This window comes from Isoptericola halotolerans (assembly GCF_003003075.1).
GTDB classification, from domain to species: Bacteria; Actinomycetota; Actinomycetes; order Actinomycetales; family Cellulomonadaceae; genus Isoptericola; species Isoptericola halotolerans_A.
Map to the genome: position 1 here is coordinate 169716 of NZ_PVTX01000008.1, position 21609 is coordinate 191324.

Below are 21609 nucleotides of genomic sequence, written 5' to 3' on the forward strand. Positions count from 1 at the left end.
CGTCACCGGGCGCCGCCCGACCCTGGAGGACTCCCATGCTGCGCGGACTCACCACCACCACGTACTTCGCCGACGACGTCACCGCGGCCCGCGACTGGTATGCCGAGGTGCTCGGCACCGAGGCGTACTTCGGACGCGACGCCGACGGCACGCTCGCCTACGCCGAGTTCCGGATCGGCGACTACCAGCACGAGCTCGGCATCCTCGACCGCCGGTTCGCACCCGTCGCGCGCACCGGGGAGCCGGCCGGCGCCGTGGCGTACTGGGCGGTCGACGACGTCGAGGCGGCGTACGCACGGCTGCTCGCCCTGGGCGCGGTCGGGCACGACGAGCCGACCGAGCGCGGTCCCGGGTTCGTCACGGCGATCGTCGTCGACCCGTTCGGCAACCTGCTCGGCGTGATGGAGAACGCGCACTACCTCGAGGTGCTCACCTCGCGGCGTGGGTGAGGCCCGTCAGTTGAGCATGAGCAGGACGCCGTCGCCCGCCTCGGCCGCGGCGGTGCAGAACCGCCGCAGCTCGTCGTAGCGCTCTCCGAGCACCTGCGGGCGCTCCTCGGCCAGGTGCTCGGCGGGGTCCGGGCAGCCCTCGCTGTCGCAGAGCTGCGTCATGTCGTAGCCGTCGGCGAGCCTCGCGAAGGGCGTCGAGCTCAGGAAGTCGGCGGCCCGCCGCACCTCGTCGGGCGCGAGCGACCGCACGGGGCCGAGCCCGCCGTCGAGGCCGAGCGGTGTGCCGCCGTGGACGACGTCGACGGCCGGCTCGCGCTCGCGGAGCAAGGCGTGCAGCGGCCCCCACGCCCGGCCCACGCTGAAGTACCGGGCACGCTCCGGCTCCAGGTCGAGCTCGACCCACTCCTCGGCGAGCGCGTCGAGGTGCTCGGCGGCCCAGGCCGCGTCGGATCGGGCTCGGTCCAGGTCGGCGGCCGCGAGCCGCGCGTACTCGCAGTGAATCCCCATGGCCCGCGACCGTAGCGGTCGCGGCGTTCCCGCAGGCCGGGCAAAAGGTGCGGAACCGCCCTCACCACCCAAACCGTCGACCAAGACTGTGAGATACGACAAGTTTCGCGCGCCGATCCGGGCCCAGGTCGCACGTAGCCAACAGGGGGCCGCCGGCGCTACGTCAGGCGGCGCACGTGCCGGGCGTGACCGGGGCGTCCAGGTCGGGTGCCTGCGCGACGACCGGCATCAGCTCGGTGGTGGTCACGCCGTACGCCATGGCCTCGCCGCTCTCGGAGCGCCCGAAGATGACACCGACGACATCACCGTCCGTGGACAGCACCGGTCCGCCGGAGCTGCCGGGGTACACCGACGTGGCCAGCACGTAGATGTCGCGCTCGCCGCCGCCCATGCCTCCGGACTGCGGGATCCGGGCCGTGCCGGCGTCGAGCACCTCGGCTCCCACCGACGTGAAGGGACCGCCGTGCGGGTAGCCCTGGACGGCCGCGAGGTCACCGGGAGCGAGCGACGGCGCGACAGGCAGCGGGTCGCCGTCCAGCCCGTCCACGGCGACGACGGCGAGGTCGGCCTGCGGGTCGAAGTAGACGACGCGGCCCTCCTCGGCGGGTCGGCCCGGCAGCTCGACGAGCGGCCGCTCCACGCCGGCGACGACGTGCGCGTTCGTCACGACCCGGTCCGGCGAGCTGACGAACCCGGACCCGGTGATGCCCGTGCCGCAGGCGTAGGCCGTGCCCCAGATGCGTGCCACCGACTGCGCCGAGGCCTCGAGCGCCGGGCCGTCCAGGTCGACCGTCGGCGCCGCCGTCGTGCGGCGCGGGTCGAGCAGGCCGTCGAGCTGCGGGATGCCGTCGTCGATCACCGCGGCGCGTGCCGTGGCGAGCGTGCGGCTCACGGGCGCCGGCGTGAGGTCCTCGATGGTGCGCAGCACCGTCGACGAGGACACGGCGGAGGCGACGACCGGCATGCCGGTCGCCTTGACGGCGGTGCCGACGAACGACAGCGCGAGCGCCGCCACCACGAGGCTCGCGGCCCCGCCGAGCAGCCGGTCGAGCGGCCGCAGCGGCGTGCGGTCGACCTGTCGCCGCAGCCCGTGACCCACGCTCGACCCGATCGACGCCCCCAGCAGCGGGAGCACGACGGCGAGGATCACCGTGGCCGGCCCGCGCCACTGGGGCTCGGGCAGCGCGCCGACGACCAGCGGGACGACGAAGAACGCTGCCACTCCCCCGACGACGAGCCCGACGAGACCGCCGAGCGTGGCCAGCAGCCCGCGGCCCAGGCCCGCCACCAGGGCGAAGATCAGGACGACGACGAGCACGAGGTCGAGCAGGGTCACGGGCGGCCTCCGCGGGCGGGCTGGGTGGCGAGGACCGCTGAGGATACGTGGTCCGCCTGGGGACTCCCTGGGTGCCGGGCCTGCGCCCCGCCGGCCCGGTTGGTCTCCGAGCCCGGCGTAGACTCCGGACAGGAGCTGACCTGGGTTCCCCGATCATGGGAGACCGGATGTCCGGCACCACTGGCCCGTCCGTCGCCGCCCCCGCCGGCTCGCTGCTGAGCCTCGGGCTGCTCGCCGCCTCGTCGATGGAGAACGAGCGGCGGCTGCCGATCCACCCGCACCACCTGGACCGGATCGACCCGGACCTGCGCGCGCGGATGATCGTCGAGCGAGGCTACGCCGCCGACTTCCGGCTGGAGCCGGGCTACGTCGAGTCGCGGGTGGGGCGGGTCGCGGACCGCTCCGAGGTGATCGAGTCCGCCGACGTGCTGCTGCTCCCCAAGCCGCAGGCGGCGGACGTGGCCGCGATCCCCGCGGGTCGCGTGCTCTGGGGCTGGCCGCACTGCGTGCAGGACGCCGGGATGACGCAGTCGGCGATCGACCGCCGGCTGACGCTGATCGCCTTCGAGGCGATGAACCACTGGACGTCCCAGGGCGAGTTCAGCCTGCACGTGTTCCACCAGAACAACGAGCTCGCCGGCTACTGCTCCGTCCTGCACGCCCTGACGCTGACCGGCTCGACCGGCGACTACGGGCCGCGGCTCAGCGCCGTCGTCATCGGCTTCGGCGCGACGGCACGAGGCGCCGTCACCGCGCTCAAGGCGCACGGGATCCACGACATCCAGGTGCTCACCCAACGTGGCGTCGCGGCGGTCGGCTCGCCGATCCACAGCGCGCACATCACCCAGCTCCACACCGACGACGGCGCCGCGTACCTCTCCACGGTCCCGACCGCCGACGGCGACGTCACGCTCCCGGAGTTCCTCGCCGCGCACGACATCGTGGTGAACTGCACGCTCCAGGACGTCTCCGCCCCGCTGACCTACCTGCGGACGCAGGACCTGGAGGGCTTCGCCACGGGGAGCCTGATCGTCGACGTCTCGTGCGACGAGGGCATGGGGTTCGAGTTCGCCCGGCCCACCACGTTCGACGAGCCGATGTTCACCGTCGGCCGCGGGGTGAGCTACTACGCCGTCGACCACACCCCGTCGTACCTGTGGAACTCGGCCACGTGGGAGATCAGCGAGGCACTGCTGCCGTTCCTGCGCACGGTGCTGGAAGGGCCGGCGTCGTGGGCGAGGAGCCTGACCGTCTCGCGCGCGATCGAGATCCACGACGGGACGATCAAGAACCCGAGCATCCTGAGCTTCCAAGGGCGCGAGCCGAGCTATCCGCACGCCGTGACCGGCTGACCACGGTCTCGTCCCGGATGGCCGACGCCGCTACCCCTCCTGGAGGAAGTCACTCACGTGCGTGACGATCGCCTCCGGCCGCACGGCGGGCGTGCCGTGATGGGCTCGTCGGACCGTCACCACACACCCACCGGTCGCCGAGGCCACCGCCCGCGTGCCGGCATGCGCCCATCCCTTGCTCTTCTCCCCCACGAGGACCAGCACCGGGGCGTCGATGCTCGTCCAGCGATCTTCCGGGATCGGTGCACCGTCCTGGAGACCGGTACACAGCTGGACGTCGTACGCGGCCGTGTGAGCCATCGCGGTCATCTGACGCCAGGCCGGGACCATCAGCCGCAACGCGAAGACCATGGCCGCAGGGGCTCCGAGCGCTTCGCGCATGAAGTGGGTCAACGCCTGGCTCCGACGTTCCTCACGGACGAGCTGATCCAGATCGTGGCTCAGCTCGCGGGGGACCGGTGAGCGACCGTCGTCGACGATCACCGGCGGTTCGAACGCCACGACCCGTTCGACCCTGGTGGCAAGGCTGTTCGCGGCGTCGAGCGCGAGCACGGCGCCCGACGACGCGCCGAAGAGGGCGGCAGACCCACCGTGGGCATCGATGAGGGCGGCGAGGTCCTCGACCTCACGGTCTACGGTCCACGGTGAGGCTTCGCTGCTGCTCCCTCGGCCCCGGCGGTCGTAGTTGATCACTGTCCGGTCCTGTGCCAGGAGGGCAGCGAACCGCCGGTGGTCGGTCCGGTCGGCAAGCGCCGGTGCGACCAGGACCACGGCGGGGCCACGTCCGGAGACCTCGTAGCCGATCGTCGACCCGTCGGCGGAGGCCACGGTCCGGCTCTCAGCGGCAACGGTCGGACTGCTCATGATCGTGCCTTTCCTGATCCGGGCCGGACGTACTCGTCCAGCCGGGCGAGTGCTCCGGTGAAGCCGTCGACCATGCCGGTCGGCTCCGCCTGCTCCAGCGCGTGGACCGAGGGGAACCGGACGACGATCCTGACCTCGCATCGACTTGGTGCGGATTCTTTGATCGAGACGTGCGTGGGCTGGTCGGTGCCGGGGATCGGGGTGCCGTCCGGGGTGCACGAGCCGTCGAGGAACGACAGCGATGAGTACGGGTCGACCACGTCGTAGACGGCCCTGCCCCAGTGCTCCTCGTCGGCGCCGTGCTCCCGGTCAGGACGGAGCCGGTAGCGCCACACCCCTCCCGGGCGGAGCTCGAGCTCGAAGTGGTCCGACCGCCAACCTCTCGGTCCCCACCACTGGCGCAGGTGGCCGGGCTCGGTCCAGCAGGACCAGACCAGTGCGGCAGCGCCTCGTACGGAGCGCTGGACGGTGAGCTGCTTGTTCGCGTGGTCGCGGTCGACGATCGCGGTCATGACGTTCCTTCCTGTCGGCGGGTGTCCGAGGAGTCCTCGTCGAGGTGCTCGAGGTAGTCGCCGAGCCGGTCGGCGCGCTCTTCCCAGACGGCGGAGAACGTGTCCAGCCAGTTCTCGAGCGAGGCGAACGGGGAGCGTTCCAGCCGGTAGATCCTCGACTGGGCCTCGCGCCGGGCGCTGACCAGACCGGCGTCGGCGAGGATGCGCAGATGGCGCGACGCATGCGGCTGGGCGATCTCGATGCGGGCGGCGATGTCACCCACCGCACGCGGCCCCTCCCGGAGCAGGCTGACGATCGCGAGCCGGTTCGGTTCAGCCAGCGCCGAGAGCACCGCGAGGTTCGATGGCGATGGATGGTCGGTCATCAGGCTGCTCCCGTTCTGTGGTGTGCTCGATCGGCCGATTCCGGAACATGGACGGCCGCTCGCGACGCCCTGAGCACCGCGAGCGAGCAGCCTGCGGTGATCGCTACCCACGCGGCGTCTGCGACGAGCAGCCCCCGCGCTTGCCACCCGATCGCCACCTCAGGGCCGAGGCCGCCGCCTGGGGGCATCAAGAGCCCCATGCTGACCGACAGGATGACGGCCGCGCCGACAACCAGTACCGCTCCGGCCCACAACCACCAGCGCACAGGACGCCACCCTTCGCTGCGGCGGACGAGCGAGATGCCGAGAATGACCGCAGCCACCGGGACGGCGTCCAGCAGCACCGGGGCGACGTTGTGGACCGTCCCGACCGCGGTGGGCTCGGCCGCGTCCCATCGGTCGGTCGGGAAGGCCGCCCCCAGCACGCCGCCCGCAGCAGCGAGCAGCAGGGCCCAGCGCCCGGTGCGAGCCGGTCGAGAGGCCGACTGCCCGCGGAGCGCGGCGAACAGCAGCAGGCAGGCCAGACCGAGGAGGGCGAAGCCCGCGGTCATCGCCCAGCCGGTCGCCCCCAGAGCCAGCTCGCTCGGCGGCTGCCAACTCGGGGCCACGGCCGGCTGGGTGACCTGGGCGAACGTCATCAGCAGGACGGCAGCGACGGCACACGTGATCGACAGCTTCGCCGCTCGGGGGCGGATCCGTCCGGGTTCGGTCTTCTGGAGGGCCATGGCACTTAACATACATGCATCTATATATATAGGCAATCGCATGTACCTGATTCAGGTGCCCTCAGCACGACGCGACTGCGCCGCCAGGCTCGCGACCCCGCCGACGCCGACACCGCCGAGCATCCAGGTGAGGGGGAACCGGAGGGAGCGGCCGATCGCTCCCCCGGCGTCGTCTGGGAGCTGGCCGCGTGGTGCTCGTCGCGCTCAGGGGACGCCTCCGTCGCTGTGCGCCCGCGCGGACCGGTGACCTGCACCGACGCTACGAGCGCGCGCGTCCGGGCGAATCACCCGCAGGCGGGCAGTCGGGGTAGCTCCTGCGAGGGATCGCCGGACCTCGCCCACACCGCAGATGTAACGTTAAACTCGCGTGTCGCTCGTGCACCGCGGTGCACGTCCGCCCGCCCTGCCGACCGAAGGAGCTCCATGTCTCTCAGCACGCCCTCGTCCGGGATCCTCGTCGACGGCCGGCCCACGACGGTCGTCCCGCTGCGGCACGTCTGGAACGAGTGCGTCGGCGCGGGCCGCGCGAACGAGGCGTTGCGCGCCGACTGGCAGGCCCACTTCCGCGAGGCCGTCGACGTCCTGGGGGTGCGGCAGGTGCGCTTCCACGGACTGTTCCACGACGACATGTTCGTCTACCGCACCAGCAACGGTGGCGGCTTCGGCCCTGCGGAGCAGCTGCCGGAACCGGTGTTCACCTTCGCGTACGTCGACAAGGTGTTCGACGCGATCCTCGACGCCGGGGCACGCCCGTTCGTAGAGCTCGGGTTCATGCCGCGCGAGCTGGCCACGGAGACCGAGACGGTCTTCTGGTGGGGCGCCCACTGCAGCCCGCCGAACGACATGGACCGGTGGGTGGAGCTCGTGAGCACGACCGTGCGGCACTGGATCGACCGCTACGGCCTTGAGGAGGTGCGCCGGTGGCGGTTCGAGGTGTGGAACGAGCCCAACCTGGTCCCCCACTTCTGGACCGGCACGCGCACCCAGTACTTCGAACTCTACGAGGCCACCGCCACGGCGATCAAGGAGATCGACAGCCGGCTGACGGTGGGCGGACCCTCGACGAGCGTGTTCGTCCCCGACGCGCGCTACGCCGGCGAGTACCACGCGCCGTCGCTCGAGGTCGCGACCGCCGAGGCCCCGGACCCGGACGCCCTCGACTGGCAGCCGGTATGGATCCGCGAGTTCGTCGCGTGGTGCGCGCGGCGCGAGGTTCCCGTCGACTTCCTCTCGACGCACCTGTACCCCACCGACTACGCCGCCGACTCCACCGGGCGCGGCAGGGCGATCTCGCGCCAGGTCGACGCCACCTCCCGCGACCTGCGGCTGCTGCGCGAGATCGTCGCCGACAGCCCGTACCCCGACGCCGAGCTGCACATCACCGAGTGGTCCACCTCCCCGTCCAGCCGCGACGCGATCCACGACACGCTGTTCGCGGCGCCGTACATCGTCCGGGCGTTCCTCCAGGGCGCTCCCCTGGCGCAGTCCATCGCCTACTGGACCTTCACCGACGTCTTCGAGGAGGGCGGCGCCGGCATCGGGCCGTTCCACGGCGGCTTCGGGCTCGTCAACGAGCAGGGCCTGCACAAGCCCACCTTCCACGCGATGGCGATGCTCGCCCGCCTGGGCGACCGGATGCTCCAGGAGCTGCCCGACGGCGCGATCACCCGCTCGTCGGCGACGGGCGAGATCTCCGCGATCTTCTTCAACTACCCCGCGGACCACGGTGACGCCGGGCTGGAGTCGCGGGAGTCGTACGCGCAGACACGCACCCTGGCCGACCTGGGCCCGTCGCGGAGGGTCCGCCACACCGTCGACGGGCTCGCCCCCGGCACCGAGCTCACCGTCGAGATCCTCGACTGGGAGCACGGCAACGTCGCCGAGGCCTGGTACCGGATGGGGTCACCGCTGAACCTCTCGCGCGAGCAGACCGCCGAGCTGCGCACCGCCGCCGACGACCTGCGCCGCAGCACCCTGGTCGTCGGCGACGACGGCGTGCTCGAGATCGACCTGGAGCTTCCCGCCTGGGCGGTCGCCTCCGTCGCGCCCGCCCGCCAGGTCAGCCCTTGACCGCTCCGGTCAGACCGCCCACGATCCGCCGCTGGAACAGCGAGAAGAAGACCAGCGCCGGGATGGCGGACAGGGACACGAAGGCGAGCACCCGTGCCGTGTCCGTCGAGTACTGCGACGCGAACGCCTGGACGCCGAGCGGCAGCGTGTAGAGAGCGTCGTCGCTCAGGAGGAACAGCGGCAGCATGTAGCTGTTCCAGCTCGCGACGAACGCGAGGATGCCGACGGTCACGACCCCGGGCATCGAGAGGGGCACGACCATGCGGGCGAAGAACCCGAGCCGGCTCGCGCCGTCGATGGACGCCGCCTCCTCGATGTCCCGGGGGATCGCCCGCAGGAACGGCACGAGGATGATCACCGTGACGGGCAGCGCGAACGCGATCTGCGGCAGGATGATGCCGGCGAGCGTGTTCGTCAGGCCCAGGTTCCGCACCAGGATGTACAGCGGCGTGATCGCCACAGTCATGGGGAACATCAGCCCGGCGGCGAACAGCGAGTACATCGCCTCCTTGGCCTTGAACGGGTAGCGCGCGATGACGTAGCTCGCCCCCAGCCCGAGGACCACGACACCGACGGTCGTCCCGACGCCCGCGACGAGCGAGTTGGCCATCTGCTGCCAGAAGATCCCGCCGGTGAGCACGCCGAGGTAGTTGTCGATCTGCCACGGGTCCGGCAGCCCGGCCGCCGACTGGATGATCTGCGAGTTCGTCCGGAAGCCGCCGAGCACGATGTAGAGCACGGGGGCGAGGCACACCCCGACCAGCCCGAACGCGACGAGGTACGCCGTCGGGCTGCCCCATCCCCCGCTCGCGTGCGACGTCTTGAGCTTCTGCGGCGTCGCCTGCCGCGTCGTCGTGGTCGTCACGAGGCACCTCCGGTCAGCGCGCCCGCGGTGTCGCGGCGCAGGACGAAGCGCTGGTAGACCAGCGCGATGGTCAGAGAGATCAGGAAGATGACCACGGCGACGGCGTTGCCGTACCCGTAGCTGCCGGAGATCCGGCCGTTGACGACCATGTACGTCGCCATCGTCGAGGTGCCCGCGGTCGCGGCCACGTACTGCCCCCACATCACGTACACGAGGTCGAAGAGCTGCAACGACCCGATGATCGACAGGAACGCCCAGATCCGGATCGTGGGTCCGAGCAGCGGCAACGTGATGTAGCGCTGCGCCTTCCAGTAGGAGGCGCCGTCGATCGCGGCGGCGTCGTGCAGCTCCTCGGGGATGCTCTGCAGCCCCGCGAGCATGAGGATCACGGCGAACCCGATGTACTTCCAGACCAGGACGGCCATGAGGGACCAGATCGCCACGTCCGGGTCGGCCAGCCAGTCACGGGTCAGCCCCTCCAGCCCGGCGCGCGTCAGCAGGTCGTTGATCGCGCCCGTGGTGTGCAGCATGAGCCCCCACCCGATGCCGACGATGACCTCCGAGAGCACGTACGGGACGAAGATCAGCACCCGGATGAGCGCCCGGCCACGCATCCGCTTGTTCAGCAGCAGCGCGATGCCGATCGCCGCCGGGCCCTGCAGCACGAGCGACATGACGAGGATGAAGCCGTTGTGCGCCAGGGCGTCCTGGAAGACGGGGTCGGTGAGGATGAGCCGGTAGTTCTGGAGACCGACGAAGTCCGTCGGCGGACCGTAGCCCTTCCAGCGGAAGAACCCGTAGTAGGCCGCCATGACGACGGGGAAGATCACGAAGGCGACGAAGACGACGATGCCGGGGCCGGCGAGCAGGGCGATCTCCGCCCACTTGCCCCACGGGAGGCGCCGGGTCCTCCGTGGCCGAGCGGCCGGTGAGGGCGCACGGGTGGCACCCTCACCGGCCGGCCGGGGCTCCGGGGGCACGTCGACGACGGCGGTCGGAGCGTGGTTCATGCCGGGTCAGCCCTTGGCCGCCGCGTCCGTGATCGCCTGCACGAGGCCCGCGGCGTCGGTGTTGCCCGCCAGGAGCTCGACGACGGCCTGGTTGAGCGCCGTCCCGACGTTCTGCCCGTAGTTGGTGTCGAGCCAGTCGGAGACGTAGGTGGCGCTGTCCAGCGCCTCCATCATCTGGATGTTGTACGGCTCGGTGACGGCGTCCTTCGCCTCCTTGTTGAGCGGGATGGTGCCGAACGCCTCGTAGAACGTCTCCTGGTTCTCCGGGGAGTTCATCAGGGCGATGAAGTCCGCGCAGAGGTCCTTCGGGGCGGTCGCGGAGCACGAGTAGCCACCGCCGCCACCCATGAACGCACCGGGGTCGCCGCCGCCGTCGGGCAGCTGCGGGAACGGGAACCAGCCGAGGTCCGGCAGCGGCTCCTCGTCGGGCGTGAGCGAGGTGACCACGCCGGGCTGCCAGGCGCCCATGAGCTCCATCGCGGCCTGGTGGTTGGCGAGGAGGCCGGCGGAGCTGCTGGCACCCTGCTGGGCGGAGGTGGACAGGAAGCCCTCGTTGAACGGCTCGACCGCCGCGAGGTCCGCGAGATCCTGGCCGGCCTGGAGGTAGCACTCGTCCGAGAAGTCCAGCGTCTCGTTCGTGGCGGTCAGCGTCTCCTGCGAGCATTCGCGCAGCGCGAAGAAGTAGAACCAGTGCGCCGCGGGCCACGCGTCCTTGCCGCCGAGGGCGATCGGCGTGATGCCCGCGGCCTTGAGCTGGTCGACGGCGGCATACAGGTCGTCCATCGTCTCGGGTGTCTCGGCGATGCCCGCCTCGGCGAACAGGTCCTGGCTGTACCAGATGCCGCCGGGCTGGATGAGCTGGGGGCCGGCGAGGAGCTGGCCGTCGATCGTCAGCGCCTCGTACGCGGCGTCGCCGAGCTGCTCGCGCAGCTCGGGGGCGTCGACGGCGGTGCCGGTGAGATCGGCGAGCTGGCCCGCGGCGGCCATGTCCTTCATCTTGCCGCCGCCACGCTGCATGAAGACGTCGGGTGCGTCGCCGGAGTTCAGCGCCGTCTGCAGCTTGCCGTCGACCTCCTCGTTCTGGATGTGCTGGGCCTCGACGGTGATGTTCTCGTGCGTGGCCTCGTACTGGGCGGCCACGTCGTCGAACCACGCCTTGCCGGGGCCGGTCGTGTAGTTGGTCCACACCGTGAGCGTGTAGGGCTCGCCCTCGGCGACCTCGGTACCGCCGGGTTCGGGGCTTCCGGAGCAGGCGGACAGGGCGAGCACGCCCGCGAGGACGCCGGCTGCGGTGCTGGCGGCCTTGCGGCGGTTGGTGGTGGTCATCGTTGACAATCTCCCTTGGTTGTCTGGCGAGGTGTAACGTTAAACCCTGCCGCTCCCGGGGACAAGATGTGCGCGCCCGCACCGACCTGGCAGAGTGACCCGTCGTGGGAAAGAAGCGGACGACCCAGATGAGCGACGTGGCCCGGGCCGCCGGGGTCTCCGTGATGACGGTCTCGAACGTCCTCAACGGGCGCCCCAACGTCGGGGCCGAGACGCGGATCCGCGTGCTCGAGGTCGTCGACGAGCTCGGCTACGAGATCAACCTGACCGCGCGACGACTCCGCACGGGGCGCACGGGCACCGTCGGGCTCATCGTGCCCCGGTTCGACCACCAGTACTACAGCGAGCTGGCCGCCCGGGTCTCCGACGCTCTCGCCCCCGAGGGCCTGCACCTCGTCGTCGAGCAGTCCGGCGCCACCCGCGAGCGGGAGCTCTCCGCCCTCTCGCTCGCGCGGCTCCAGCAGTACGACGGCGTCCTGCTGAGCGCGGTGGGCCTCGACTTCGCGGACCTCGACCGCATCCGCACCGACGTCCCGATCGTGCTGCTCGGCGAGCAGGAGGTGCCCGATCGGTACCACAGCATCAAGATGGGCAACGTGGCCGGGGCACGGCTCGCGACGGAGCACCTCGTGGCCCGCGGAGCACGGCGCGTGGCCGTGCTCGGGGGCCGGCTCGACACGCCGCACCATGACATGGCGTCGTCGAGGGCGCAGGGCTGGGCCGACGCGCTGGACGCGGCCGGGCTAGCGCCGGACCCCGCGCTGGTGATCCCCCTGGAGTCGTTCTCGATCGCGGAGGCACGCGCCGCGATCGCCGAGCGGGTCGCGGGCGGGCTCGCCGTCGACGGTGTCCTCGGCGTCACCGACGAGATCGCCATCGGCGCCATGGCCGGACTGCGCGACGCCGGCCGCAGCGTGCCCGACGACGTCCAGGTCGTCGGGTTCGACAACCTGCGGATCTCGGACCACGTCTCGCCCGGCCTGACGAGCGTCGACCCGGGGCACGACGCGATGGTGGCCCACGCGCTGCGCCTCCTGCGACGGCAGCTCGAGGACCGGGGTGCCGCGCCGGAACACGTCGTCAGCGACGTCGCTCTGGTAGAGCGCGGAAGCACGCGCCGTCCAAAGTGACGGCACCGCCTGAGACCCGCTGTGGGTGCACGACACGCCGCCTCCACCACCGGCACAGCGGCGTGTCGTGCACCCACAGCGTGCGGGGGCGGGGGGCGGCGGCGATGACGGAGACAACGGAGGCCCGGTCACGCTCGCGACGAGCGGGACCGGGCCTCTCAGCGCGACGGCACCAACGCCGTCGGCGGGCGATCAGAAGTTGATCATGTGCCCCGCGAGACCGTGGATGGCCTCCTGGACGGACTCGGACAGCGTCGGGTGAGTGTGCACGTTGCGCGCCACCTCGTCGGCCGTGAGGTCCCACTTCTGCGCGAGGGTGAGCTCGGGCAGCAGCTCGGACACGTCCGGGCCGATGAGGTGCCCGCCGAGCAGCTCGTTGTACTTGGCGTCGGCGACGAGCTTGACGAACCCGACCGGGTCGCCGAGGCCGTGCGCCTTGCCGTTCGCCATGAACGGGAAGGTGGAGACCTTGACGTCGTAGCCCTCGTCCTTGGCCTGCGCCTCGGTGAGGCCGAAGGAGGCCACCTGCGGCTGGCAGAACGTGGCGCGCGGCATCATGCGGTAGTCGCCCAGCGTCATCGTCTCGGCGTCGCCGATCGTCTCGGCGGCGACCACGCCCTGCGCCTCGGCGACGTGGGCGAGCATGAGCTTGGCGGTGACGTCACCGATGGCGTAGATGTGCGGCACGTTGGTGCGCATGTGGTCGTCGATGGCGATGGCGCCGCGCTCGGTGAGCTGCACGCCGGTGTTCTCGAGCCCGAAGTTCTCGACGTTCGGCGCGAAGCCCACGGCCATGAGGACCTTGTCGACCTCGAGCGAGCCGGGCTTGTCGTCCTTGACGCCCCTGTAGGAGACGGTGACGGACGAGCCCCTGTCCTCGACGGTCTGCACGGCCGTGGAGGTGAGGATCTTGACACCCAGCTTCTTGTACTGCTTGGCGATCTCCTTGGAGACGTCCGCGTCCTCGTTGGGCAGCGCCCGGTCGAGGAACTCGATGATGGTGACGTCCACGCCGTAGTTCTTCATGACGTACGCGAACTCCATGCCGATGGCGCCGGCGCCGACGATGGCGATCGACTTCGGCAGCTCGCGCGTCATGATCTGCTTCTCGTACGTCACGACGTTGTCGGAGAGCTCGACGCCGGGCAGCAGGCGCACCTTCGAGCCGGTCGCGATGATCACGTTGTCGAACGTCACCGTCTCGGTGCCGCCCTTGTTGAGGGTCACCTCGATCGTGTTGGCGTCGCGGAACGCGCCGCGGCCGTCGTACTCGGTGATCTTGTTCTTCTTCATGAGGAAGTGGACGCCCTTGACACGGCCGTCCGCGACGTCGCGGGACCGGTCGAACGCCTTGCCGAAGTCGAACGTCACGTCACCGGACATGCCGAAGAAGTCGGCCTGGTGGGTGAACAGGTGCGCGAGCTCCGCGTTGCGCAGCAGGGCCTTGGAGGGGATGCAGCCCACGTTGAGGCAGACACCACCCCAGTACTTCTCCTCGATGATGGCGACGGACTTGCCGAGCTGTGCCGCACGGATCGCGGCGACATAGCCGCCGGGGCCAGCTCCGAGGAGGACGACGTCGTAGTGGGAAGCCATGGGGCCACCCTATGAGGTCTCGGTGACCGGTGCGGCGTGATCTGTGTCGCACCGTCCGAGGACGGCGCGCAGACGTCGCCTCAGCGCACCGAGTCGACGCCGTCGTTGGCCAGCTGGTCGGCCCGCTCGTTGCCCGGGTCCCCGGCGTGCCCCTTGACCCAGACCCAGCTCACCTGGTGGCGCCCGACCTCGGCGTCGAGGGCCTGCCACAGGTCCACGTTCTTCACGGGCTTCTTGGCCGACGTCGTCCAGCCGTTGCGCTTCCAGCCGGCGATCCACGTCTTCATGCCGTTCATGACGTAGGACGAGTCGGTGTGGACGGTGACGGCGCTCGGCTGCTTGAGCGCGCGCAGCGCCTCGACCACCGCGGTGAGCTCCATCCGGTTGTTGGTGGTGAGCTTCTCGCCGCCGAACAGCTCCTTGGCGTGCTCGCCGGACTTCAGCAGCGCACCCCACCCCCCGAGCCCCGGGTTGCCCTTGCAGGCCCCGTCGGTCCACATCTCCACGATCGGCATGTCACTCACGCCGGTCACCCTATGTCCCCCACGGCCCCGCGGGTGTCAGGGGTGCGGCATAGCGTCGGTCCTGCGGCACACGTCCAGGGACGACGACGGAGGGCATCATGAAGTTCGGGTTCATCGGGAGCTACGGGAGCCCCGCGCAGCAGGTGCGGCTCGCCCAGGAGTGCGAGGCCCACGGCTGGGACGGGTTCTTCACCTGGGACGGCGTGAGCCTGGACGACGAGGGTTTCGGCGCCCAGCCCACGTGGGACCCGTTCGGTCTGCTCGCGGCCGTCGCCGCGGTGACCGAGCGGATCACGCTGGGCGCGATGATCTTCGCGCTCCCCCGCCGGCGCCCCTGGGAGCTCGCCCAGCAGGTCCTCACGGTCGACCACCTCTCCGGTGGGCGGCTCGTGCTCCCCGTGGGTGTCGGTGTGCCGATCGACCGCGCGTTCACGTCAGTGAAGGGCCAGCCCTCCACGCTGCGCGAGCGTGCGCGCGCCCTCGACGAGGTGCTCGCCTGGCTCGACCGGTCCTGGTCCGGGGAGTCCTTCGAGCACGACGGCGAGTGGGCGGGCACGGGCACGTTCCGGTTCCCCGTCCCACCCGTCCGCGGCCGGGTCCCGGTGTGGCCGGTGGCCGTCTGGGACGCGGCTCAGCCACCGCGGCGCAGCCTGGACCGTGCCCTGCGGTGGGACGGCATGGTGCCGCAGGTCCGCGGTGACTCCCCCGAGGACGCCGAGGCGGGCCCGGAGCACATCCGCGAGCTGACCGCCTGGATCGCCGAGCACCGCGACAGCGAGGCCGGGGCCTACGAGGTGATCATGCAGGGCCGGCTCGACGCCGACCCGGACAGGGCCAGGGACCAGGCACGCGCCGCTGCGGGGGCGGGCGCCACCTGGTGGATCGAGTCCTGGTGGGACCCGACCACCACCACACCGGAGAGCCTCCTCGACCGCGCCCGCCAGGGACCGCCAGCACTCTGACCCTGGACACCGCGCACCACCAATGATCCAATGCGTTGATTCATTGGTTGAGTGACCAGGAGGTGCGCATGTTCGCAAGTGCCGTCGTCGTGGTGGCGCTGGTCGCGGTGGTCCTGCCCGCGGCTCTGGTCGGGCTCGTGCTGTGGGTGGTTCGCCGCGCGCACGACGCCGACGGCGCGCCCGCGCGGGCAGCGCGGCGCCACGAGCTGGTGGTCTCCACGGTCGCCACGAGCGCCGCGGTGGTCTGCACGATCGTGCTCGTCGCCCAGCCCGTCGTCGGGCCCGGGTGGGCACCGGCCCCCGGCACGCTGCAGGCGGTGGCACCGTTCGCCGTCGCGCTGGTGTTCTGCACGGTCCGCGCCGTCGGCGAGCAGACCTGGCCCCGCCCCCGCGGGCAGGTCCGCTCGGCGCCGCTGGTCCGCCGGACCGTCCGGTCGCTCGGTGGCGTGCGCCTCCGCCTGGCGCTGGCGACCGCGGGCGGGCTCGGACTCGCCCTGATCGCCTGCGGCCTCACCGCCGACCTCACCGGCCGGGCCTTCCCCACCGGCCCCGCTGCGGTCCCCGACGGCGGCGTCGTGACGGGTGCCTCCGGCCCCTACCCGGGGTGGCCCTACGGCGTGCCGATGCTGCTCGGGCTCGTCGTCACCGTCGTCGCGACGCTGCTCACGCTGCGCACGATCACGCGGCGGCCGCCGCTCCACGGCGTCCCCGCCCCCGACGACGACGCCGTGCGCGCGACCAGCGCCGCCCGGCTCCTCGGTGCCGTCCAGCTGTGCCTCGGCGTCGCGCTCGGCTCGACCCTCGCCGTGGCCGGGAACGCGGTGCGCGTCGGCGGCGAGGGGCTGGCGATCAACGGCGCTCCGACCGGCGGCCTCGTCGCGCTCGGGGTCGCCCTGTCCCTGGCGGGCTTGGCGGTCGCCGTCGCCTCGGTCGTCACGGCGATCCTGGCCGCGTGGCCCCAGACTCCGCGCCGCGCCGCGACCTCGACGCTCGCCGCGGCATGAGCGACATCGTCGTCACGCTCGGCGCGCCCGTCCCGGTCTACGAGCAGATCCGCTCCCAGGTCGCGGCGGCGGTCGCCGTGGGCACCCTCCGGCCCGGCGCCCGGCTGCCGGCTTCGCGCGACCTCGCGCGCGACCTCGGGATCGCCGTCGGTACCGTCCAGCGCGCCTACCGCGAGCTCGAGGCGAGCGGGGTGGTGATCTCCCGGCGCCGCACGGGCACCGTGGTCGCACCCGCCGGAACCGGGACCACCCCGGCGGGTGGGAGGACCTCCGTCCCCCCACCCGCCGGGGTGGTCGCACAGGCTCGCGCCCTCGTGACCGACGCGCGCGCGGCAGGTCTCACCGACGACGCCGTGCTCGACGTCGTCCGGGGCGCCCTCGCCACCCCACGCGACCGGACCGCGGAGGTCGGGCGCGAGGTCAGCTGACCGGCCGCGCCGGCTCGATGTCGACCTTCGGCAGGTGCTTGGCGGGCAGCGTCTTCGGCCGCCACGCGGCCCGCTTCTCCTCGAACGCGGTGATGTCGGCCTCGTTCTGCAGCGTCAGGCCGATGTCGTCGAGCCCCTCCATGAGGCGCCAGCGGGTGTACTCGTCGATCTGGAACGGCACGGTGACGTCGTCGGCGTGCACGGTCCGGGTCTCGAGGTCGACCGTCACCTCGGTGCCGGGCTTGGCCTCGAGGATCTTCCAGAGCAGCTCGATGTCCTCCTGGGCGACCATGCCGGCCACGAGACCCTGCTTGCCGGAGTTGCCGCGGAAGATGTCGGCGAACCGGGAGGCGAGGACCACGCGGAAGCCGTAGTCCTTGAGCGCCCAGACGGCGTGCTCACGCGACGAACCGGTGCCGAAGTCGGGGCCGGCCACGAGCACCGAGCCGGCCGAGTACGCCTCCTGGTTCAGCACGAACGACGGGTCGCTGCGCCATGCCGCGAAGAGCGCGTCCTCGAACCCGGTGCGCGTCACCCGCTTGAGGTAGACGGCCGGGATGATCTGGTCGGTGTCGACGTTGCTGCGGCGCAGCGGCACCCCGACGCCGGTGTGGGTGGTGATCTTCTCCATGGGGACTCCTGTAGAAAGCGCGGGGTGCTCAGACGAAGGACGGGGCGGTCAGCGGTGCCAGCGGGGTGCCGTCGAACGTGGTCAGGTCGACGTCGCCCTCCAGGTCCAGGTCCGACAGCGAGGACAGCGTGCCCCGGATGGCGGTCGCGGCCGCGACGAGCGGCGAGACGAGGTGGGTCCGCCCGCCCTTGCCCTGCCGGCCCTCGAAGTTGCGGTTGGACGTGGACGCCGCGCGCTCGCCCGGTGCGAGCTGGTCGGGGTTCATGCCGAGGCACATGGAGCACCCGGCGTTGCGCCACTCGGCGCCGAACTCCTTGAAGATGACGTCGAGGCCCTCGGTCTCGGCCTGCAGGCGCACGCGGGCCGACGCCGGCACGACGAGCACGCGGACGTCCTCGGCTTTCGTGCGACCCCGGAGGACCTTGGCGACCGACCGGAGGTCCTCGATGCGACCGTTGGTGCACGAGCCGATGAACACGGTGTCGACCGTGACGTCGCGCAGCGGCATGCCGGCCTCGAGGCCCATGTACTCCAGCGCCCGCTCGGCGCTGACGCGCTCGCCCTCGTCGGCGATCTCGGCCGGGACCGGCACGTTCGCGCTCAGCGGCAGGCCCTGGCCGGGGTTGGTCCCCCAGGTGACGAACGGCTCGAGGTCGGAGGCGCGCAGGACGACCTCCTCGTCGAACACCGCGTCGTCGTCGCTGCGCAGCGTCTTCCAGTACTCGACGGCGGTGTCCCAGTCCTCGCCCTCGGGCGCGTGGGGGCGGCCCTTGAGGTAATCGAACGTGGTCTCGTCGGGCGCGATCATGCCGGCGCGGGCGCCCGCCTCGATGGACATGTTGCAGATGGTCATCCGCGCCTCCATCGAGAGCCGGCGGATGGCCTCGCCGCGGTACTCGAGCACGTAGCCCTGCCCGCCGCCGGTGCCGATCTTGGCGATGATCGCCAGGATGATGTCCTTGGAGGTGGCGCCCGGGGGCAGCTCGCCGTCGACGGTGATCGCCATGGTCTTGAACGGCGCCAGGGGCAGCGTCTGGGTGGCGAGCACGTGCTCGACCTCGGAGGTGCCGATGCCGAACGCGAGCGCGCCGAACGCGCCGTGGGTGGAGGTGTGCGAGTCGCCGCAGACGACGGTCAGGCCCGGCATGGTGAGCCCGAGCTGGGGCCCCACCTGGTGCACGATCCCCTGGTCGGCGTCGCCGAGGGAGTGGATCCGCACGCCGAACTCGGCCGCGTTGTTGCGCAGCGTGTCGATCTGCGTGCGGCTGGTCAGGTCCGCGATCGGCAGGTCGATGTCGAGCGTGGGCGTGTTGTGGTCCTCGGTCGCGATCGTCAGGTCGGGGCGCCGCACGGGGCGCCCGGCGAGACGGAGTCCTTCGAACGCCTGCGGGCTCGTCACCTCGTGCACGAGGTGCAGGTCGATGTAGAGCAGGTCCGGTGCCCCGTCGGCGCCCTGGCGCACCAGGTGCGCCTCCCAGACCTTCTCTGCCAGCGTGCCGGCCATCTCGAGCTCCTCGTTCCGCCACCGGTGGGTGGCTGTCGTCACTTGTGCTTCCGCGACCTGACGTGCTGTCCACGAACCGAAGTTTGCGTAGAACTTGCAATCTCACCAAGCGAGACGTCAGTATCGACCTATGGACGATACTAGCGGAGTCGGCGTACTGGACAAGGCCGCGTCCGTTCTCGGAGCACTCGAGGCCGGTCCCGCCACTCTGGCGCAGCTGGTCTCCTCGACCGGCCTCGCCCGCCCGACGGCGCACCGGCTCGCGGTCGCGCTCGAGCACCACCGGTTCGTGGCCCGCGACATGCAGGGCCGGTTCGTGCTGGGCCCCCGCCTCAACGAGCTCGCGACGGCGGCCGGCGAGGACCGGTTGCTCGCCGCGGCGAACCCGGTGCTCACGGCCCTGCGCGACCACACGGGCGAGTCGGCGCAGCTCTACCGCCGCCAGGGTGACCACCGCGTGTGCGTGGCCGCCGCCGAGCGGCCCGTCGGCCTGCGCGACTCGATCCCCGTCGGCGCCACCCTGACCATGCACGCCGGTTCCGCGGCCCAGATCCTGCTCGCCTGGGAGGAGCCGGACCGTCTGCACCGCGGCCTGCGCGAAGCGGTCTTCACCGCGACGATCCTCTCCGGCGTCCGACGGCGCGGTTGGGCCCAGTCGGTCTCCGAGCGGGAGCTGGGCGTCGCCTCGGTGTCGGCGCCGGTCCGTGGCCCCTCCGGGCGCATCGTGGCCGCCGTCTCCGTCTCGGGACCGGTCGAGCGCCTGACCCGCCAGCCCGGTCGGCTGCACTCGGCCTCCGTCGTCGCGGCGGCCAACCGCCTCACCGAGGTGCTCCAGCGGGCAGGCGAGTGACGGCGCGCCGTGAGTGGTGCTCGCGGCGCGACCCCGCAGGTCAGTAGGCTCCCCACCAGCGGGGCGACCCTGCCCCGTCGACCGAGAGGCGTGAGGACCCGATGCCGGCCAAGGCCAAGACCCTCCTGATCTGGCTCGTCGTGATCTTTCTGATCTACGCGATCGTCACGAGCCCGGACCGCGCTGCGGACATCGTCAAGGCGATCTGGGACGTGATCGCCAACGCGTTCGCCAGCTTCGGGGAGTTTCTCGCCAACCTGACCTCGTAACCGTGGACGCCGCCGACCGTGCGGTGCGCGCGCACCGCCACCTGCGCCGCTACGTGCTGGACCACGAGCGGGCCGTGTTCGCCTCGCGCCTGCACTGGGCGACGCTGCTCGAGCCGATCCTCACGACCGTGGCCGCGACGGTGGTCGTCGCGCTGCTGCACCAGGCCACCGGCGCCGGCGCGGTCTGGGTCCTGTGGCTGCTGCCGGCGGGCCGGCTGGCCCTGAAGTGGCTCGAGTGGAACTACCAGTGGTTCGTGGCGACGGACAAGCGCCTCGTCCTCACCTACGGGTTCGTGGTCCACAAGGTGGCGATGATGCCGCTGATGAAGGTGACGGACATGAGCTACACCCGTACCCCCCTGGGGCAGATGCTGGGTTACGGCCGGTTCGTCATGGAGTCCGCCGGCCAGGACCAGGCGCTGAGCCGCGTCGACTACGTCCCCGACCCGGACGTCACGTACCGCAAGCTGACGGACACCATCTTCTTCCCCCGCAAGCCAGCCGGCAGCGGCGCCGAGCGCCCGCGGCCGGCGCCGCCGGCCATCGTCCCGGTGGGACAGCGCGAACCCCGGCCGACGACGGCGGAGCTACCGGTGGTCGGGCCACCGACGACGGACGGTGACCGGGCCAGGACGGAGCGCGACGGCGCCGCGCAGAGCACCCGTGCCTCGCAGGGCGCCGACCATGTCGACGTCGCACCGTTCCCGCAGCCGGACGAGGCGCAGGAGCGGCCCCGGTCGCGGACCCGGTCGCGGACCCGGCTCCGTGGGCTGATCCCGACGAAGCGTCGTCAGGACCTCTACGAACCTCCGACCAGCAGCGGCGCCGGGCCGACCGTCCCCGATCCGTTCCTCTGAGCGGCTCCCTGTCGACGGCCCGTGCCGGGCACGACAAAGGCCCGGTCCTGTCGGACCGGGCCTTGTGCACTGTACCCCCAGCGGGATTTGAACCCGCGTTACCGCCGTGAGAGGGCGGCGTCCTAGGCCGCTAGACGATGGGGGCCGGACGTGGCTCCGTCGCCGGAGCCGCTGCGACGGTCCGCGAACGGACCGTTGCGTACCCCCAGCGGGATTTGAACCCGCGTTACCGCCGTGAGAGGGCGGCGTCCTAGGCCGCTAGACGATGGGGGCCTATGGTTCCTCGGCCGCAGTGGCCGATTTGCCGTGAGTACTCTAGCGCACCGCACAGGACCAGAGATCCCGAGAAAGCGGTGAGACAGAGGACTGCGCTGGGGTACCAGGACTCGAACCTAGACTAAGTGGACCAGAACCACTCGTGCTGCCAATTACACCATACCCCATAGTGTCTGGACCTACCGGGACATATCCGA

At 71.5% G+C, this 21609-nt stretch carries 23 protein-coding genes and 3 tRNA genes; 10 read left to right on the top strand and 16 right to left on the bottom strand.

Annotated features, from left to right (window positions below; genetic code table 11):
* The first annotated feature begins 35 nt into the window (after positions 1 to 35).
* The gene (locus BCL65_RS12720) at positions 36 to 449 is read left to right on the top strand and encodes a VOC family protein (protein WP_106268587.1); all 414 of its coding nucleotides are present in this window, start codon (positions 36 to 38) and stop codon (positions 447 to 449) included.
* Between the two features lie 6 nt (positions 450 to 455).
* Here BCL65_RS12720 and BCL65_RS12725 read toward each other — a convergent pair whose 3' ends face one another.
* Together BCL65_RS12725 and BCL65_RS12730 are read right to left on the bottom strand one after the other, a co-directional pair.
* Positions 456 to 956, bottom strand: coding sequence for a YfbM family protein (locus tag BCL65_RS12725; protein WP_106268589.1), 501 nt, complete (start codon positions 954 to 956; stop codon positions 456 to 458).
* Positions 957 to 1119: 163 nt separating this feature from the next.
* Positions 1120 to 2292: a MarP family serine protease gene (locus tag BCL65_RS12730; RefSeq protein WP_106268591.1), complete on the bottom strand. Its 1173-nt coding sequence runs from the start codon at positions 2290 to 2292 to the stop codon at positions 1120 to 1122.
* 167 nt (positions 2293 to 2459) lie between these two features.
* Here BCL65_RS12730 and BCL65_RS12735 point away from each other — a divergent pair, with 167 nt between their 5' ends.
* On the top strand, positions 2460 to 3644 hold the full coding sequence (locus BCL65_RS12735; protein WP_106268593.1) for a N(5)-(carboxyethyl)ornithine synthase: 1185 nt from the start codon (positions 2460 to 2462) through the stop codon (positions 3642 to 3644).
* A gap of 30 nt (positions 3645 to 3674) precedes the next feature.
* On the opposite strand, the gene BCL65_RS12740 is transcribed toward BCL65_RS12735, so the two are convergent.
* The 4 genes from BCL65_RS12740 to BCL65_RS12755 form a co-directional block, all read right to left on the bottom strand.
* Positions 3675 to 4415: an alpha/beta fold hydrolase gene (locus BCL65_RS12740; RefSeq protein ID WP_165800017.1), complete on the bottom strand. Its 741-nt coding sequence runs from the start codon at positions 4413 to 4415 to the stop codon at positions 3675 to 3677.
* 89 nt (positions 4416 to 4504) lie between these two features.
* Positions 4505 to 5020, bottom strand: coding sequence for an SRPBCC family protein (locus BCL65_RS12745; protein WP_106268597.1), 516 nt, complete (start codon positions 5018 to 5020; stop codon positions 4505 to 4507).
* A complete protein-coding gene (locus BCL65_RS12750; protein WP_106268598.1) occupies positions 5017 to 5385 on the bottom strand; it encodes an ArsR/SmtB family transcription factor in 369 nt (122 codons plus the stop codon). The genes BCL65_RS12745 and BCL65_RS12750 overlap by 4 nt, the downstream gene beginning before the upstream one ends.
* The gene (locus BCL65_RS12755) at positions 5385 to 6110 is read right to left on the bottom strand and encodes a DUF998 domain-containing protein (RefSeq protein WP_165800018.1); all 726 of its coding nucleotides are present in this window, start codon (positions 6108 to 6110) and stop codon (positions 5385 to 5387) included. Before BCL65_RS12755 ends, BCL65_RS12750 begins: the two co-directional genes overlap by 1 nt.
* 423 nt (positions 6111 to 6533) lie before the next feature.
* Between BCL65_RS12755 and BCL65_RS12760 the strand changes: the two genes are divergently transcribed.
* On the top strand, positions 6534 to 8180 hold the full coding sequence (locus BCL65_RS12760) for a GH39 family glycosyl hydrolase (RefSeq protein WP_106268601.1): 1647 nt from the start codon (positions 6534 to 6536) through the stop codon (positions 8178 to 8180).
* Here BCL65_RS12760 and BCL65_RS12765 read toward each other — a convergent pair.
* The 3 genes from BCL65_RS12765 to BCL65_RS12775 are packed head-to-tail and all read right to left on the bottom strand — an operon-like array spanning position 8170 to position 11381.
* Positions 8170 to 9045: a carbohydrate ABC transporter permease gene (locus tag BCL65_RS12765; protein WP_106268603.1), complete on the bottom strand. Its 876-nt coding sequence runs from the start codon at positions 9043 to 9045 to the stop codon at positions 8170 to 8172. The genes BCL65_RS12760 and BCL65_RS12765 overlap by 11 nt on opposite strands.
* On the bottom strand, positions 9042 to 10055 hold the full coding sequence (locus BCL65_RS12770) for a carbohydrate ABC transporter permease (RefSeq protein WP_106268605.1): 1014 nt from the start codon (positions 10053 to 10055) through the stop codon (positions 9042 to 9044). The genes BCL65_RS12765 and BCL65_RS12770 overlap by 4 nt, the downstream gene beginning before the upstream one ends.
* 6 nt (positions 10056 to 10061) lie before the next feature.
* Positions 10062 to 11381, bottom strand: coding sequence for an ABC transporter substrate-binding protein (locus BCL65_RS12775; RefSeq protein ID WP_106268607.1), 1320 nt, complete (start codon positions 11379 to 11381; stop codon positions 10062 to 10064).
* Between the two features lie 128 nt (positions 11382 to 11509).
* On the opposite strand from BCL65_RS12775, the gene BCL65_RS12780 reads away from it, so the two are divergent.
* Positions 11510 to 12511 (top strand): LacI family DNA-binding transcriptional regulator, encoded by a 1002-nt coding sequence (locus BCL65_RS12780; protein ID WP_106268609.1) that lies wholly within the window; start codon positions 11510 to 11512, stop codon positions 12509 to 12511.
* Positions 12512 to 12703: 192 nt separating this feature from the next.
* Here the strand turns inward: BCL65_RS12780 and lpdA are convergent, their stop codons facing one another.
* Entirely contained in the window at positions 12704 to 14107 is a 1404-nt protein-coding gene (gene lpdA / locus BCL65_RS12785; RefSeq protein ID WP_106268610.1) for a dihydrolipoyl dehydrogenase, read from the bottom strand.
* 80 nt (positions 14108 to 14187) lie between these two features.
* A complete protein-coding gene (gene rnhA, locus BCL65_RS12790; protein ID WP_106268733.1) occupies positions 14188 to 14622 on the bottom strand; it encodes a ribonuclease HI in 435 nt (144 codons plus the stop codon).
* A gap of 107 nt (positions 14623 to 14729) precedes the next feature.
* Here rnhA and BCL65_RS12795 point away from each other — a divergent pair, with 107 nt between their 5' ends.
* From BCL65_RS12795 to BCL65_RS12805, 3 genes are all read left to right on the top strand, one after another.
* Positions 14730 to 15593, top strand: coding sequence for an LLM class flavin-dependent oxidoreductase (locus BCL65_RS12795; protein ID WP_106268612.1), 864 nt, complete (start codon positions 14730 to 14732; stop codon positions 15591 to 15593).
* A 68-nt stretch (positions 15594 to 15661) separates the two neighbouring features.
* On the top strand, positions 15662 to 16597 hold the full coding sequence (locus BCL65_RS12800; protein WP_106268614.1) for a hypothetical protein: 936 nt from the start codon (positions 15662 to 15664) through the stop codon (positions 16595 to 16597).
* On the top strand, positions 16594 to 17025 hold the full coding sequence (locus tag BCL65_RS12805) for a GntR family transcriptional regulator (RefSeq protein ID WP_106268735.1): 432 nt from the start codon (positions 16594 to 16596) through the stop codon (positions 17023 to 17025). The genes BCL65_RS12800 and BCL65_RS12805 overlap by 4 nt, the downstream gene beginning before the upstream one ends.
* Here the strand turns inward: BCL65_RS12805 and leuD are convergent.
* Entirely contained in the window at positions 17018 to 17656 is a 639-nt protein-coding gene (leuD, locus tag BCL65_RS12810; protein ID WP_106268616.1) for a 3-isopropylmalate dehydratase small subunit, read from the bottom strand. The genes BCL65_RS12805 and leuD overlap by 8 nt on opposite strands.
* A gap of 28 nt (positions 17657 to 17684) precedes the next feature.
* On the bottom strand, positions 17685 to 19160 hold the full coding sequence (gene leuC, locus BCL65_RS12815; protein WP_106268737.1) for a 3-isopropylmalate dehydratase large subunit: 1476 nt from the start codon (positions 19158 to 19160) through the stop codon (positions 17685 to 17687).
* Between the two features lie 130 nt (positions 19161 to 19290).
* Between leuC and BCL65_RS12820 the strand changes: the two genes are divergently transcribed.
* The 3 genes from BCL65_RS12820 (at position 19291) to BCL65_RS18350 (ending at position 21136) form a co-directional block, all read left to right on the top strand.
* Entirely contained in the window at positions 19291 to 20010 is a 720-nt protein-coding gene (locus tag BCL65_RS12820; RefSeq protein ID WP_106268618.1) for an IclR family transcriptional regulator, read from the top strand.
* Between the two features lie 101 nt (positions 20011 to 20111).
* Entirely contained in the window at positions 20112 to 20279 is a 168-nt protein-coding gene (locus BCL65_RS18025; RefSeq protein WP_165800019.1) for a hypothetical protein, read from the top strand.
* Positions 20280 to 20281: 2 nt separating this feature from the next.
* Positions 20282 to 21136 (top strand): PH domain-containing protein, encoded by an 855-nt coding sequence (locus BCL65_RS18350; protein WP_106268620.1) that lies wholly within the window; start codon positions 20282 to 20284, stop codon positions 21134 to 21136.
* Positions 21137 to 21208: 72 nt separating this feature from the next.
* Here BCL65_RS18350 and BCL65_RS12830 read toward each other — a convergent pair.
* The 3 genes from BCL65_RS12830 to BCL65_RS12840 all read right to left on the bottom strand — a co-directional run bounded on the left by BCL65_RS12830 (position 21209) and on the right by BCL65_RS12840 (position 21579).
* Positions 21209 to 21281, bottom strand: a tRNA-Glu gene (locus BCL65_RS12830).
* 55 nt (positions 21282 to 21336) lie between these two features.
* Positions 21337 to 21409 (bottom strand) — tRNA-Glu (locus BCL65_RS12835).
* 98 nt (positions 21410 to 21507) lie between these two features.
* A tRNA-Gln gene (locus tag BCL65_RS12840) sits at positions 21508 to 21579 on the bottom strand.
* Positions 21580 to 21609 lie beyond the last annotated feature (30 nt).